The 13,679-nt window shown below is 60.5% G+C and carries 12 protein-coding genes; 3 read left to right on the top strand and 9 right to left on the bottom strand.

Translation table 11 applies throughout. The annotated features are described in order from the left end of the window. Positions 1–269 precede the first annotated feature (269 nt). The 4 genes from ACP8IT_RS04150 to ACP8IT_RS04135 form a co-directional block, all read right to left on the bottom strand. Complete coding sequence (locus tag ACP8IT_RS04150) at positions 270–593, bottom strand: putative quinol monooxygenase (protein WP_005279956.1); 324 nt, start codon at positions 591–593, stop codon at positions 270–272. 100 nt (positions 594–693) lie between these two features. Continuing rightward, complete coding sequence (locus tag ACP8IT_RS04145; RefSeq protein WP_126318652.1) at positions 694–1,272, bottom strand: hypothetical protein; 579 nt, start codon at positions 1,270–1,272, stop codon at positions 694–696. Positions 1,273–1,409: 137 nt separating this feature from the next. Next, a complete protein-coding gene (locus ACP8IT_RS04140) occupies positions 1,410–3,143 on the bottom strand; it encodes an alpha/beta-hydrolase family protein (RefSeq protein ID WP_249852965.1) in 1,734 nt (577 codons plus the stop codon). Beyond that, a complete protein-coding gene (locus tag ACP8IT_RS04135) occupies positions 3,110–4,918 on the bottom strand; it encodes an ABC-F family ATP-binding cassette domain-containing protein (protein ID WP_284623145.1) in 1,809 nt (602 codons plus the stop codon). The genes ACP8IT_RS04140 and ACP8IT_RS04135 overlap by 34 nt, the downstream gene beginning before the upstream one ends. Positions 4,919–5,009: 91 nt before the next feature. Between ACP8IT_RS04135 and ACP8IT_RS04130 the strand changes: the two genes are divergently transcribed. After that, positions 5,010–6,329 (top strand): hypothetical protein, encoded by a 1,320-nt coding sequence (locus ACP8IT_RS04130; protein ID WP_005279952.1) that lies wholly within the window; start codon positions 5,010–5,012, stop codon positions 6,327–6,329. Positions 6,330–6,384: 55 nt separating this feature from the next. Here ACP8IT_RS04130 and ACP8IT_RS04125 read toward each other — a convergent pair whose 3' ends face one another. The 4 genes from ACP8IT_RS04125 to ACP8IT_RS04110 form a co-directional block, all read right to left on the bottom strand. Then, the gene (locus ACP8IT_RS04125) at positions 6,385–7,365 is read right to left on the bottom strand and encodes a 4-(cytidine 5'-diphospho)-2-C-methyl-D-erythritol kinase (protein WP_005279951.1); all 981 of its coding nucleotides are present in this window, start codon (positions 7,363–7,365) and stop codon (positions 6,385–6,387) included. Continuing rightward, complete coding sequence (gene rsmA, locus ACP8IT_RS04120) at positions 7,362–8,225, bottom strand: 16S rRNA (adenine(1518)-N(6)/adenine(1519)-N(6))-dimethyltransferase RsmA (protein WP_005279949.1); 864 nt, start codon at positions 8,223–8,225, stop codon at positions 7,362–7,364. Before rsmA ends, ACP8IT_RS04125 begins: the two co-directional genes overlap by 4 nt. A gap of 108 nt (positions 8,226–8,333) precedes the next feature. Continuing rightward, a complete protein-coding gene (locus tag ACP8IT_RS04115; protein ID WP_005279948.1) occupies positions 8,334–9,509 on the bottom strand; it encodes a resuscitation-promoting factor in 1,176 nt (391 codons plus the stop codon). A gap of 274 nt (positions 9,510–9,783) precedes the next feature. Continuing rightward, entirely contained in the window at positions 9,784–10,620 is an 837-nt protein-coding gene (locus ACP8IT_RS04110) for a TatD family hydrolase (protein ID WP_490290443.1), read from the bottom strand. A gap of 25 nt (positions 10,621–10,645) precedes the next feature. Here ACP8IT_RS04110 and ACP8IT_RS04105 point away from each other — a divergent pair, with 25 nt between their 5' ends. Together ACP8IT_RS04105 and ACP8IT_RS04100 are read left to right on the top strand one after the other, a co-directional pair. Further along, a complete protein-coding gene (locus ACP8IT_RS04105) occupies positions 10,646–11,140 on the top strand; it encodes a GNAT family N-acetyltransferase (protein ID WP_081445489.1) in 495 nt (164 codons plus the stop codon). 11 nt (positions 11,141–11,151) lie between these two features. Then, positions 11,152–11,652 (top strand): GNAT family N-acetyltransferase, encoded by a 501-nt coding sequence (locus tag ACP8IT_RS04100; protein WP_126318642.1) that lies wholly within the window; start codon positions 11,152–11,154, stop codon positions 11,650–11,652. Between the two features lie 93 nt (positions 11,653–11,745). On the opposite strand, the gene metG is transcribed toward ACP8IT_RS04100, so the two are convergent. Then, positions 11,746–13,578 carry a methionine--tRNA ligase gene (gene metG, locus ACP8IT_RS04095; RefSeq protein ID WP_005281993.1) on the bottom strand — a complete coding sequence of 611 codons (1,833 nt, stop codon included), beginning with the start codon at positions 13,576–13,578 and terminating at the stop codon, positions 11,746–11,748. Between the last annotated feature and the right edge of the window lie 101 nt (positions 13,579–13,679).

The following is a 13,679-nucleotide window of genomic DNA, read 5'->3' as shown; positions in this document are numbered from 1 at the left end:
AGTCCACGAGGGCAGGCAGCTAACCCCCAACTCGGCTAGCCTGCTGCCCCGGCTCCTCACCTCGGCCCCGGCGCCAAACCCGGCCTCAGCTCCAGCCCGCCCTTCGCGCTCACGGGTTCCGTTCTCACGAGCGGGTACCCCGCTCCCTGTGAGCGCGAAGGGCGGGTTCGCAAAGCGCGGGGCTGTAGATCCCGGCTCGAAGTAGTCGCAAAAATAAAGACCGCACTCATGGTTCACATGAGTGCGGTCTTTCGTATTAAGCGGCGAGATTAGTCGACGGCGAACTCGCCCATCTTGTCCCAACCGGTGCGGCCATCGATGTGGACATTGATGATGTCTGGGGTCTCTACGAGGTACTTGGGGAATTCGTCGCAGGCGCGCTTGAAGTGCTCGCCCTGAACGTGCTCTACGTCCTTGCCATCAGCGTAGGACTCGAGCAGCAGGAAGCGCTGAGAGTCTTCCGGATCGCGGTACCACTTGAAGTCGATGCAGCCGGGCTCGGCGTTGCAAGCCTCGGTGTACCAGTTGATCTCATCAAGGAAGGTATCGGCGTATTCAGGCTTTACGTGGAACTGTACGTTAATCAAAATCATGCCCCCGATTCTACCAATGATATGTCCACTACGTCATGGCTGCTCTGCCATGCACGCGGGTCTCGGAAGAATCGGGGGCAGGTTCCGCGAAAGCTAAGAACTAGTTAAGGAAGTACTCCGCGATGTAGATGAACTCGCCGTCAAAGGCGGTGGCGACGCCATAACCGTACTCAGGTCCGGGGGTTACCTCGAGGCCTCGGTTGAACCAGTTGAGGCGCTCTTGGGCTTGTTCTTCGGACAGACGGTAGACGTTGCCCTGGCCTTCCTCGGTGTGGGTAACGCCGTTTGCCACGTCGCCGTAGTACGTTAGCTCACCGTTTGCGCCCTGGTTTGCCCATTCCTGCGCGATGGCGGCAGCGTTCTCATCTGGGTGGTGACCGGCCTGAGCCAAGTGGTCCGCGGTGGCCGCCTGCAAGTCAGCGGCAACCTGTGGAGCCTCGGGCGCCTGTGCCTCAGGGGCGGCTTCAGCCGTGGCCGCTTCTTCCGCGGCCACCTCCGGCTCGGCATCGGGTGCAGCTTGGAGGAAGCTGGGCAAAGTAACGTTGTACTTTTCAGCAAGGGTGGACACCTGCTGTACCTGCGGGGCCGCGGTGAGCTCCGCAGAAGCCGCTGCCGTGGTACCGGACAGGGCGAGTACGGTGGTCAGGACTGCTGCGGTGGCGCTTCGAATCGGCTTCATGTTTTTCAGCTTGTCATAACTTTTCAGAGGGCGAAAGGTTATTACCGGATACGCTCCACTTCGATATGGCTTTGTTATATAAACGGCATTCTGAGTGATCTGGGTTACTGCGCGAGAGGTATAACGTCCCAAGAAGTCTAATAAATACCTACATCGAGTTCATCGAATTGCCGCTGCAGTTCTTCCGAGTCAATGGAACGCGCAACGTCGGGCCCGGCGATGGCCGCAAAGCCATCGAGGACAGAGGTCCCGTAATTATGGCCCACACCGTCGGGCACATCCTTGGCCCCAGGCAGGTCTGCGGCAACTTGCAGGTAGGTAATAATAGGCATCCACTGCATCACGCGCTCACGGGAATAGGAGGTATCTTCCTTCATCCAATCGGGCTCTTTGAAGGCCAATTCGGGCGACCACCAGCTCACCGGATCGGATGGGTGCTGGATATACAGCATACGGGTCCTGCCCCACTCTTCTTCCGGCACGCGTCCCCAGCGGCGAACTTGGTCCACGTCGTTGGCAAAGCGGACCACGAGGCCGCCGGCGTAGACCGGCGAGATTTCCGTGGACCCGGGATCGCGGCGCTCCACAAACTGCGAGCGCAACCGATTAAAGTGCGGCGGGCCAGTCAATAAGATGCCATCGACGGAATTGGCGATATCGCGCACACCAGAAAAGGCTGCCTCGATGCCGGTTGTGCCTAAGGACTCGCCGTAGAGGTAGAGCTTGGGCCGGTCATCTTCTGGCAGTGAATTCCACCAGTCCACGATGGGGTTGATGAATTCTTCCCCGGCGCGCTCTACTTGGCTACCGCCGCCAAAGAAGTGAAAGACGGACGGCATGGCGGAATACTGTGCGGCGGCGATGGCGGTATCCCCGCCATAGAGCAATTCGAAGGCTTGCGCGGAATAGGACGATACCCAGCCGGTGCCGGTGGTCATGGTCAATAGGAGGGCCTTGCGGTCTTGGGCGTGGGTGCGCTCGAGTTCATCGATAAGCAGCTGCGCCCGCCCCTCATTGGAGTCGCGGTTGCCCAGGCCGGCGTAGGCACGGATGGGCTCCTTGGCGGGTTTGCCGGTCACCTGCTCTAGCTCGTCCTTATGCGCACCGGAGCTTAGGAAGCGGGAGCCTTGCAAGCCCACGCCGTCCCAGTCGACATCGGAAGTAGGCGATCCGGAGCGCTCGCTGAGGGTGGGGCGCTGGGTGTCCGGATCGGGGTCGGCGTTTTGGGCGGTAAATACCCTATCGCCCAAGCTCACGATAGCACCGGGAATGATGTTTTCAACGGTGTAGATGGCAATGACCGCAACGATTATTACCGCCCCTAGGCGGCGGTAGGTGGAGCGAAACCGCTGCGGGAAGCGCCGCGCCAACCAGCGGACCAGAAAGATAATGGAGCGCAGGATCAGCAGGAAGAGGGTAAATACCGCCAGCGCCAAGGGCACCACCAGCAGGTAGCTGGACATGGATGGCGCGGGCACGGAATATACGCTCGCGAGCTCACGCTGCCAGCGCACGGCGATAATAACGAAACCGACCAGCCAGGCAATGAACGCACCTGTGGCGATGCGCGCGAGCAGCCTGTAGCGCTTTGGCTCCCAGGCGGAGGCGGCAAGCCAGGGATACTTATCCGCCCATTTACTCACGACGAAGCGGTACCACACCAGCTTCACGCCGATGCCCACCACGTAGCCGAAACCGGCGGCAAGGCCCGATATCAGGCCTTGATAGGGCCAATCACGGGGCAAAATGGACGGAGTAAGGCCCAGCGTAGACAAAATGGCGGCGCCGATAACGCCCCACGGATCGAGGTGGCGGACGATATCGGCGATGCGAGCTTCTACTGCTCGAGCTTCTCCCCTAACTCCAGCCATTCCATCTCCAAATCCTCATAGGCGCTGCGGTTACCCTTTAATTCCGTATCAAGCCGGGTCATCGCTTCGGTATCGACTTCTTCTGCCGCCGCGGCCAATTTCTCATTGATCTGCGCAGCGGATTTCTCCAGCTTCTGCATCTTCCGCTCAAGCGCATTCATCTTCTTGGTGATTTCGCGCTCTTGCTGGGAAGAAAGCTTCTTTTCCGGCTTCGGCGCCGGCGCGTCCGTCTTCTTTTCTCCCAGGTTTATAACCCCAGTGTTCTTGCCGGCCTCGATTTCTTCGCGCTTGCGCAGGTACTCGTCGATGCCACCGGGAAGGTTCGTCAGCTTGCCATCGCCAAAAAGCGCGTACGTATTATCCGCAATGCGCTCGATGAGGTAGCGATCGTGCGAGATGACCACCAGGGTGCCCGGCCATGAATCGAGCAGGGATTCCAGCTCCTGGAGGGTATCGATGTCCAGGTCGTTAGTGGGCTCGTCGAGCAGCAAAACATTGGGTTCTGCCATAAGAACGCGGGTGAGCTGGAGGCGGCGGCGCTCGCCACCGGAAAGATCACCGACCGGGGTACGCTGGCGCTTGGCGGAAAAGCCGAGGCGCTCGGCCAGCTGGGAGGCGCTGAGTTCCTTTTTGCCTAGCTGCACGTAGGTGGCAACGTCCTCGACGGCATCGAGAAGCCGGCGCTGCGGATCCAAGTCATCGAGTTCCTGGCGCAGCCAGCCCAAGCGCACGGTTTGGCCCTCGATGCGCTTTCCGGCCGCGAGCTCGTATTCGCCGGCGAGCGTGCGCAGTAGCGTGGTCTTTCCGGAGCCATTCACGCCAACGAGGCCGATGCGCTCGCCCGGGGCTAGGCGCCAGGTGAGGTGATCGACCAAGGTGCGGCCATCCGGGGACTTCACGGTGGCATCTTCTAGCTCGATGACCACGCGGCCCTGGCGCTGCTTGGAAAAGGACATGAGCTCGACTTTGTTGCGCGGCTCGGGAACATCAGAAATAAGCGCTTCCGCAGCCTCAATCCGGTAGCGCGGTTTCGAGGTACGCGCCGGTGCCCCGCGGCGCAGCCACGCCAATTCCTTGCGGGCCAGGTTTTTGCGGCGTTGCTCCATCGCATCGGCCTGGCGAGCGCGCTCGGCGCGGGCGAACGTCCAGTCGTTGTAGCCACCCTCGTAGGCATCAACGGTGCCGTCGTGCACCTCCCACGTCCAGGTGGCGATGGTATCGAGGAACCAGCGATCGTGGGTGACCACGATGACGGCGAGGTTGCGCTTGAGCAGGTGATCCGCCAGCCACTGCACGCCTTCCACGTCAAGGTGGTTCGTGGGCTCATCGAGCACCACGAGGTCTAAATCCTGCACCAGCGCGGCGGCAAGGTTGACGCGGCGGCGCTCACCGCCGGACAAGGAGCTCACGGGAGTCTCCAGCCCCAGGTCCACGATGCCAAGGCCGCCGAGCACGTCGCGCACCTTGGCATTAGAGGCCCATTCGTAGGTCTCGAGCTCGAGGGGCTCAATGATCGCCTGAGCGATGGTGAGCTCTTCGGGCAGATCAAAGCGCTGCGTCACCACGGCCATGCGCAGATCCGAGGTATGGGATACGCGGCCGGAATCCGGCGGCTCGATACCGGTGAGCACTTCCAGCAGGGTGGTTTTGCCGCCGCCGTTCACGCCCACGATGCCGATGCGGTCCCCGGTTTGCACGCCGAGGGATACCCCATCAAGGAGAGTTTTTAAGCCATAGGATTTGGTGACTTGCTCGAGGTTAATCAGGTTTGCCATAACAGGGACTCATCTTAATACCTCCCCACCGCTACCCCCGCATTCCCAATCATCTTGCTACCGAAATTCACTTGCAATACCCTGCGCATGTATGAAGAAGCACACACTTACCCTCTGCACTATCCTCTCTGCCACAGCTCTCACCATCGCTGCCTGCTCGGCGCCTGAAGAAGACACCGACGCCCAAAACACCAGCGAATCCACCACTGCGGAAAGCCACGAACACGACCATGACCACGATCATGATCACGAGGGCCACTCCCACGACGGCATGGAGGCCGAAGAAGGCCAGACCGAGGTAGCCCAGCTTCCCACGCGCATCGTTTTCTCCCACGCTGGGGGCCTGACCACCTACGATGCCAAATCCGGCGACGTTCTCGATGAAGAGGACATGAACGCCTTCCTCCGCCTTAACGATGCCGGCAATGACCGCCACGTCATGGTGACCAAGGGCGATAACTTCCTTACCTACGATACCGGCCGCATCACCAAGGAACACGGCGACCACAACCACTACTACACCGCGGATCCGAAGCTGGGCGATGACAAGATTAAGGCGCCCCACGCCGGCCACGTGGTCCACCACGATGGTTTTACCGCCCTGTTTTCTGATGGCGATGGCGTAGCCAAGATTTATAAGACCGAGGACATCGGTTCCAAGGACGCCAAGCCCGTCAACACCGTCAAGACGGGCGAGGGTCACCACGGCGTGGCCGTCCCGCTTGAGGATGGCTCCGTGGTCATCACCAAGGGCACCGAGGACGAGCGCCACACCATCCAGCACCTGGATAAGGACGGCAAGGTCCTGGATGAGACCACCGAATGCCCCGGCGTCCACGGCGAAGCGGCCGCTGGAAACGGTAAGCTCTTCTTCGGCTGCGAAGACGGCCCCGTAGTCTTTGACGGCTCCAAGTTCCACAAGGTGGACGTCTCCGATTACGCCGGCGCCGAAGGCTACCAGCGCTCCGGAAACGCCGCGGGTTCTGAGGAATCGAACGTCATTCTGGCCGATAATAAGACCGACAAGGACGCCGAGCACGAGCACCCCACCTCCGTGACGCTGATCAATACCGAGGACTACTCCGCCAAGAAGGTGGACTTGGACGGTTCCTACTGGTTCCGCTCGCTGGCGCGCGGCCCAATGGGCGAGGCACTGGTGCTGACCACCGACGGCAAGCTCAACATCATCGATCCAGACTCCGGGGAAATCACCAAGCAGATCGACGCGATTTCCAAGTGGAAAGAAAACGAGGAGTGGCAGCAGCCGGGCCCGATCCTGAAGGCCGCCAATGGCTATGCCTACATCACGGACGCGCAGAAGAAGGAGCTCGTCGTCATCGACCTCTTGCGCGGTAAGGAAACCGACCGCTACGAGCTGGACTTTGAGCCCACCGAAATGGCCGTGCTCTAAATATCCAGCGCTCTAGCGCTTGTGCTTGGCGATGCCCCTCCTCCATCGCCCTAAGCTAGAGCACTTCCGCACCCGCAGCCGGGCCCTGGGCGACAACGCCCTTGGTGCCCGGTATTTCTATGCTGACCTGCGCTGCGATTTCCTCCGCATCTTCCTGCGAAGCACATAAGAAGGCGCAGGTAGGCCCGCTGCCGGAGACGATGCCATTGAGCGCGCCCGCATCCATGCCTGCCTCCAAGGTTTTGCGGAGATCTGGGCGCAGGGATAGCGCGGCGGGCTGCAAGTCATTGTGCAGGTGCGCCGCCACGCGCTGGGCATCGCCGGAAATAAGTGCCTGGGAAATCTCCGTGGTATCGAGGGCCGGTGCACTAGCCCGCCCCGCATCGCGCAATTCATCGAGCTTGCGGAATACGCTAGGCGTAGAAAGGCCGCGATCAGAGGCGATCAGCGCCCAGTGATAGGTGCCCCTTGTCATCATGGAAGTCAATTGCTCCCCGCGCCCAGTCCCTAACGCCGTACCGCCCAGCAGGGTAAAGGGAACATCGGAGCCAAGGGCGGCACCCAAGGCATCCAGAATGTGATCGCCTACCGAATCGATCCCGTAATAACGGCCGTAACAGCGCTCGGCAAGGCGCAGCGCAGCCGCAGCATCCGCGGAACCGCCCGCCATGCCACCGGCGGTAGGAATCGCCTTGTGGATCTCGAGTCCGACCTCCGGAATCTTGATGCCCCCGCGGGTGACATACAAGTGCTGCATGATGCGGTCCACCGCAGTCCAGGCCAGGTTCGTATCGTCCTCGGGCACGCCCGCCTCGTGCGGACCGGATACCTTGAGGTATTGCACGCGTGGCTTATCCACTTCGGCATTGCCTAAATCAGTCAGCGTTACCGTATCGTGCAGGCTCAAAGACTGAAAGACCGTGACCAGCTCGTGAAAGCCATCCTCCCGCGGCTCGGCCACGCCAAGGTGCACATTGACCTTGGCGTGCGCATGCGCGGTATAGGTAATCGGCTCGTTTCCGTGCGATGCGTTCACTGTAGTCCTGCCAATCGTACAAAGTCTGCAACAGCGAGCTTCTCCCCGCGCTGCTTCGGATCGATTCCGGCCGCGCGCAAGGCCTCCTCGGCGGCTGCGCCGGAGCCGTAGTGGCCCGATAGCGCGGCGCGGAGGGTTTTGCGGCGTTGGGCAAAGGCGGCATCGACAAGCGGCCATACCGCAGCGCGCGCGGCATCGTCGACCGGCCAAGGCGGGGTATCGAAGACATCGATGCGCACCAAGCCGGAGGCGATATTGGGCGCGGGCCAAAAGACATTCTTGCCAATGGTCCCAGCCTGGCTCACCGCGCCATAAAAGCCAGCCTTCACGGAAGGCACGCCGTAGATCTTGCTGCCGGGCTCCGCAGCGAGGCGCTGCGCCACCTCCAGCTGCACCATAACGAGCACGCGGCGGATGGAGGGAAAGGTTTCCAAAAAGTGCAGGAGCACCGGCACCGCCACGTTATAAGGCAGGTTGGCCACCAGCGCCGTAGGTGCAGCGACATCTTCGCTGGTCACGCGCAGCGCGTCCTTTTCCACCACGCGCAGGCGCTTAGCGTAGTCCTCCGCGCGCTCGCCCACCGTTTCCGGCAGCTGCGCGGCCAAGCGCGGATCGATCTCCACCGCGGTGAGATCCTGGACGGTCTCCACCAACCCGAGGGTCAGCGACCCCAACCCAGGGCCGACCTCCACGACGTGGTCTGTGGGGTCCAGGTCCGCCGCCGCGATGATGCGGCGGATGGTATTGGGGTCGTGGAGAAAATTCTGCCCCAACTTCTTGGTGGGCGTGATATCCAGTTTCTCCGCTAAAGCTCGGATTTCTACTGGGCCTAAAAACGCGGCGCCCGGGGAATCAGTCATGTTTTCTAACCTAGTAGAAGAATGCAGAAAGTCGCACCCCGCGTCGTGGTGACGCGGAATGCGGTGACGCGAGGTGCGGTGCAGAATGCGCGGTGTGGCGCGTGCTTTTTAGCGCAGTCCCAACTTGGCGGTACATGCAGGCCATGCGCCCCAACCCTGGGCGGCCTGCACCTTTTGTGCCACGGCAATTTGTTGCTCGCGGGTGGCCTGCCAAGCCTCAGGGGCGTATTCGGTACCGCCGAGACCAGCCCAGGTGGACGGCGCGAACTGCAGGCCCCCGGAGAAACCATTGCCGGTATTAATGGACCAGTTACCGTTGGACTCACACTGCGCGATGGCATCCCATACGGAGCCATCAGCCACGGCAGGGGCAGCCGCGCCCGAGTTACCGCCTTGCGGTTCCGGCTCCGCCTGCTTGGTGCCTCGGGCGATGGTCGCAGGCTTTGGTCCTACAACGACCTCATCCTTGATGACCTCTTCGGATTCCTTCTTGCCGTTTTTCAGCACCACCTTGCGGGTGATCTCGCGCTTACCCTTTTCGCCCTGCTCGCGCACCTCTTCGGCGCCGGCTTCCAGCTCAGGGTCATCCACGAAATTCGGCTCGGCGTCGAATTCCTCGGTGACATCTTCGGTCTGGATGTCTATCCGCTCTACCTTGATAGACATGCCCTCGGTGACCTTTTCTTCCTTGGCCGGGAAGACGCGGTCATCCTCACCGAGCTTGATACCGCGCTCCTTGAGCACATCGCCCACGGTCTTGGCGGCAATCTTGGTGTAGGTATTCTTGCCGCCATCGTTGATCTTGATGATCTTCGGGGAGACGACTTCTAGATCCATGCCGTCTTTTAGCTGGGCATCCTTATCCACGTCATCCTCGCCAGACTTCACGGCAGCTCCTGGGTTTACACCCTGCAGGTTATTGAGCAGATCAGAAACGGTGAGATCGGTGGTAGAAAGCTGCTGCTGTTCACCATCGATGGACACGGCAACCGGCTTGGCGGTGCGCACGGAAATCTCATCACCATCGGCCACGGACTCAGACGGTGCGGGCGAGACGATATCCTCTTCTCCCACCTGGACGCCGGCGGCCTGCAGTACACCGTCTACGTCCTTGGCAAAGGTAGCCAGCTCAACCTTGTCGCCGTTGACGTCTACGACCAGGTCCTTCTGCGCGGCAACCGCCACGACACCGCCGACGGCGAGGGTGCTCAAGACGCCACCCGTTGCCAGGCGCAGCGGCAGGGAACGTGAATTATTGATGCGCTTAATGTGGTGAGGTGCCATGTGTAGTTAATCTCCGGTGGTGCTGTCTATCCAGTATCACAATTGTTGCCGCTGGCCTAGGGGAAACCAGCGGCGGTACCGCGACTGCCCCACTGTGGAGCAACGCTGCGGGAAGGTAGAGGCATAAAGCCTCAACGAACAATCAATAACAATACGATAACGGGTGGGGAAAGTCGAGAAGCGCTGCGCCACAGCTATAACGGGCGAAAACAGTTGTCACATCCAGCACCCATGCCACCAGCGACCAGCGGATTTAATTTTGTGACGATCCTCACTACTGCTCTGTATTGAGCCCATATACGCGGTCAAAAGTCTCATTGACCTCCGCCGCCAAGGCCTGCGTGGTCTGGTGGCGCGCCCGGGCGATGCAGTCATAGGTGTGCCCGATGAGGGATGGCTCGTTGCGCTGCCCGCGGAAGGGCTCCGGGGTCATAAATGGCGCATCGGTTTCCACGAGCAATTGCCCCGCCGGGGCCAGCGCCGCCGCCTGACGCAGCTCCGCATTGCGCTTGAAGGTGACATTGCCAGCAAAGGACAAGACGTAGCCGCGCTCGAGCGCCTCTTCTGCCACGCGCAGCGGCGAGGAGAAGCAGTGGAGCATGACGGTGGTGGGCGTGGGGGCATCGGCAAGAATGCGCAGCAGGTCTTGGTCCGCCTCGCGGTTGTGGATCATAAGCGTCTTGCCGGTGCGCACCGCCAGATCGATATGCCAGCGCAGGGATTCCTCCTGCTGGACCAAGCTCGCGGTCGTCTCCGGTTCGTGGTGGACCCAATAGGCATCCATGCCGGTCTCCCCCACCGCCACGCACCGCGGATCCGCCACCATCTCCTCCAACGCGGCTTTGGTGGGCGCGTCTAGTTCATTCGCCCGCACCGGGTGGATGGCGCAGGCGGCATACACATTGGGAAAAGCGCGCGCGGTCGCAAGGGCCGCCTCGGACTCGCGGCGGTCATCGCCAACCGTAACCAGGCGGGATCCCCCTGCGGCGCGGGCGCGGTTGACCAGCACCTCATCGGTGTCTTTATGCGAGAAAAGGTGGGTATGCGCATCGCTGAGGCCGCTGAGCCCTGGGGCCGGAATGGGAGTAGGACGTGGCTTCTTTTTAGACATACCCGCAATTGTAATATTGGCAGCTATGTTGATCAGACCAGCGGACCTGAGCGATGTCCCCGCCATGACCGATACCCTCAACTGGGCCATCGAGCATACCGACGTCATCTTTGACTCCACCCCAGTTACCGTGGCAGAGCGCGAAGAACACCTGCGTCATATTCAGGAATTGGGATGTCCCTTCCTCGTTGCCGAAACCAATGCTGGCGAATACCTAGGCTGGGCGCTCTATCACCCCTACCGCGATCCCCGCATCTGGCAGGGCTGCTATGAAACCACGATTTATCTTTCCCCCAATGCCCAAGGCCAAGGCGTAGGCACCGCGCTTATGAGTGAGCTAGTAGACCGCGCCCGGGCAGATGACAAGGTGCATGCGCTGCTCGCCTTAATCGTGTCTACTAATACAGCATCATTAAAGTTGCACGAAAAGTTCGGGTTTGAAAACGTGGGAACTCTCAAAGAGGTAACCTACAAATTCGATCACTGGCTTAGCCTCACCCACTTAGAACTTCTGGTGTAAAGGACTTTTTGATGCATATTCGCCCCGCCGAGCTTGCCGATGCCCCCTCCATTTCCGCCATCTACAACGCCGCCTCCGCGGCTAAACCGGCCAATAACCTCATTACCTGGCAAGAAGAGGTTTCTGAGCGCGAGGATTGGCTAAAAGAATTGTCCAAGGCCGGCTCGCCCGTGCTCGTTGCCGTGGACGATGATGAAATCATCGGCTGGGCCGCCTACTTTCAATTCGTCACGCCCGCCATCTATTACGGCACCGTCGAAGATTCCGTGTATATCTCCCCCGCAGCCCAGGGCAAGGGCGTGGGCTCTGAGCTTCTCGATGCCCTCATGGACATCGCCGCCGATGATCCCTATATCGAGACCATGATTACCTATATCGTGGATACCAATGCCGGTTCCATTGCGCTGCACAAGAAGTTTGGGTTTAAAGAAACCGGCCGCATGCCCAATATCCACACCAAGGACGGCGTGCGCCTGGGCTTAGTTCACCTGCAGCGCGATTTCCAGCACTAGGCAGAGCCTTTAAGGCATAGCAAAAGCGCGGTGGCCTCCCCCTCTCATTGGGATTGGCCACCGCGCTTGTGTATCTACGCGGGGTTATCCGTATTAGTTCATCACTGGTGCCCACTCCGGGCCGGTTTCACCAAGCTCTGGATCCAGCTTGGAAATCAGCGGCTTCGGCTTTGCCAAGGTCGTACCCGGTGCCACCTGGATGCGCTCCCACTTGGCCTGCTGCTGGGTGTAGTCACCCATAATCACCGGATATTCGTGGTTTTCTGGGGGAAGCCCCGCACCCACGAGCTCAACCGGGATATCGTCCTTGACCTCGCGCACCTCAGGCTGCGCGGCCCATTCGCCGGTGCGGCCCAGGGTCTCGTGCACCTTTTGTGCGGTAAACGGTAGGAACGGGGTGAGCATGACGTTGCAGTCAGACACGACCTGCAGGGCGGTCCACAACACGGTAGCCAGGCGCTCGCGCTGGGTTTCATCCTTGGCCAGCTTCCACGGCTCCTGGGAGGCGATATAGGCATTCGCCTCGCCCACCACGTGCATGATGGAGACAATGGCCTGCTTGAACTTGGATTGCTCCAGCAGGTTACCGGCGGTGGTAAAGGTCTCCTCCGCCAGCTGCAAAATGGCCTCGTCGCGCTCCTCCAGGGCCGCTGGAACCGGAACCTCGCCAAAGTTCTTGTGCGCCATGGATACGGTGCGGTTGACCAGGTTGCCCCAGCCATTGGCCAGCTCATTATTGATGCGACGCACGAATTCATCCCACGTAAAGTCTGCGTCGTTGTTTTCCGGACCGGCTACGGCAATGAAGTAGCGCAGCGGATCCGGGCCGAACTCAGCCAGGAAGTCCTTAACGTAGATCACCACTCCCTTGGAGGAGGAGAACTTTGAGCCGGACATAGTCAGGTATTCCGAGGACACGATCTCCGTTGGCAGGTCCAGCTCACCGTACTGGTGCAGCTCGCCGCCCTTCGAGCCCTTGCCGGCATAGCCCAGCAGTTCCGCCGGCCAGATCTGCGAGTGGAAGGTGATATTGTCCTTGCCCTGGAAGTAATAGTGGCGGGTTTCTGGGTCCTGCCAAAATTCCTTCCACGCCTCCGGCTGGCCGGTGCGGTGCGCCCACTCGATGGAGGCAGACAGGTAGCCCACGACGGCATCGAACCACACGTACAGCTTCTTCGCGTTATTGTCCTGCCAGCCGTCCACCGGAATGGGAATGCCCCAGTCGATATCGCGGGTCATGGTGCGCGGGCGCATATCCTCCAGCAGGTTCAAGGAGAACTTCAGCACGTTCGGGCGCCAATCCTCGCGGGTGGAAAGCCACTTTTGCAGCTCGTCCTTAAGGGAGGGCAGATCCAACAGGAAGTGCTCGGTCTCCACGAACTGCGGGGTTTCGCCGTTGATCTTGGATACCGGGTCAATGAGGTCTACCGGGTCCAGCTGGTTGCCGCAGTTATCGCACTGATCACCGCGGGCGCCATCCGCGCCGCAGATGGGGCACGTGCCCTCGATATAGCGGTCTGGCAGCGTGCGGCCGGTGGACGGCGAGATTGCCCCCTTGGTGGTCTCCTTCAGCATGTAGCCGTTCTCATTGAGGCCCTTGAAAAGTTCCTGCACCACCGAGTAGTGGTTACGGGTGGTGGTGCGGGTAAATAGGTCATAGGACAAGCCGAGGTTAGCCAGATCGTTGACAATCTGGCGGTTGTAGCGGTCTGCGAGCTCGCGGACGGATACGCCTTCCTTATCGGCCTGGACCAGCAACGGGGTGCCGTGCTCATCCGTGCCGGAGACCATGAGTACGTTGCGGCCGCGCATTCGCTGGAAGCGGGCGAATACGTCAGAGGGAACGCCAAAGCCAGCCACGTGACCGATGTGGCGCGGGCCATTGGCATATGGCCAGGCAACATTTACTACTAAAGACTCAGTCATGGAGTCCAGTTTATCGAAGCACCTGCACGAACACACGTTGAGGGCACATAACCTCTACAGCTGAAAAGCGCCCGCCTCCTTCCCTCGTGCGGGAAAGCGGC

Source organism: Corynebacterium sp. LaCa_23 (genome assembly GCF_058182375.1).
Note: the sequence above shows the minus strand (reverse complement) of the source record. Positions and strands in the feature narration are given on the sequence as shown.

What these genes read in the sequence shown, in the direction of transcription:
- ACP8IT_RS04150 (WP_005279956.1), bottom strand. Translation starts at nt 593, where the DNA reads ATGATTTTGATTAACGTACAGTTCCACGTAAAGCCTGAATACGCCGAT.
- ACP8IT_RS04145 (WP_126318652.1), bottom strand. Translation starts at nt 1,272, where the DNA reads ATGAAGCCGATTCGAAGCGCCACCGCAGCAGTCCTGACCACCGTACTC.
- ACP8IT_RS04140 (WP_249852965.1), bottom strand. Translation starts at nt 3,143, where the DNA reads ATGGCTGGAGTTAGGGGAGAAGCTCGAGCAGTAGAAGCTCGCATCGCC.
- ACP8IT_RS04135 (WP_284623145.1), bottom strand. Translation starts at nt 4,918, where the DNA reads ATGGCAAACCTGATTAACCTCGAGCAAGTCACCAAATCCTATGGCTTA.
- ACP8IT_RS04130 (WP_005279952.1), top strand. Translation starts at nt 5,010, where the DNA reads ATGAAGAAGCACACACTTACCCTCTGCACTATCCTCTCTGCCACAGCT.
- rsmA (WP_005279949.1), bottom strand. Translation starts at nt 8,225, where the DNA reads ATGACTGATTCCCCGGGCGCCGCGTTTTTAGGCCCAGTAGAAATCCGA.
- ACP8IT_RS04115 (WP_005279948.1), bottom strand. Translation starts at nt 9,509, where the DNA reads ATGGCACCTCACCACATTAAGCGCATCAATAATTCACGTTCCCTGCCG.
- ACP8IT_RS04110 (WP_490290443.1), bottom strand. Translation starts at nt 10,620, where the DNA reads ATGTCTAAAAAGAAGCCACGTCCTACTCCCATTCCGGCCCCAGGGCTC.
- ACP8IT_RS04105 (WP_081445489.1), top strand. Translation starts at nt 10,646, where the DNA reads ATGTTGATCAGACCAGCGGACCTGAGCGATGTCCCCGCCATGACCGAT.
- ACP8IT_RS04100 (WP_126318642.1), top strand. Translation starts at nt 11,152, where the DNA reads ATGCATATTCGCCCCGCCGAGCTTGCCGATGCCCCCTCCATTTCCGCC.
- metG (WP_005281993.1), bottom strand. Translation starts at nt 13,578, where the DNA reads ATGACTGAGTCTTTAGTAGTAAATGTTGCCTGGCCATATGCCAATGGC.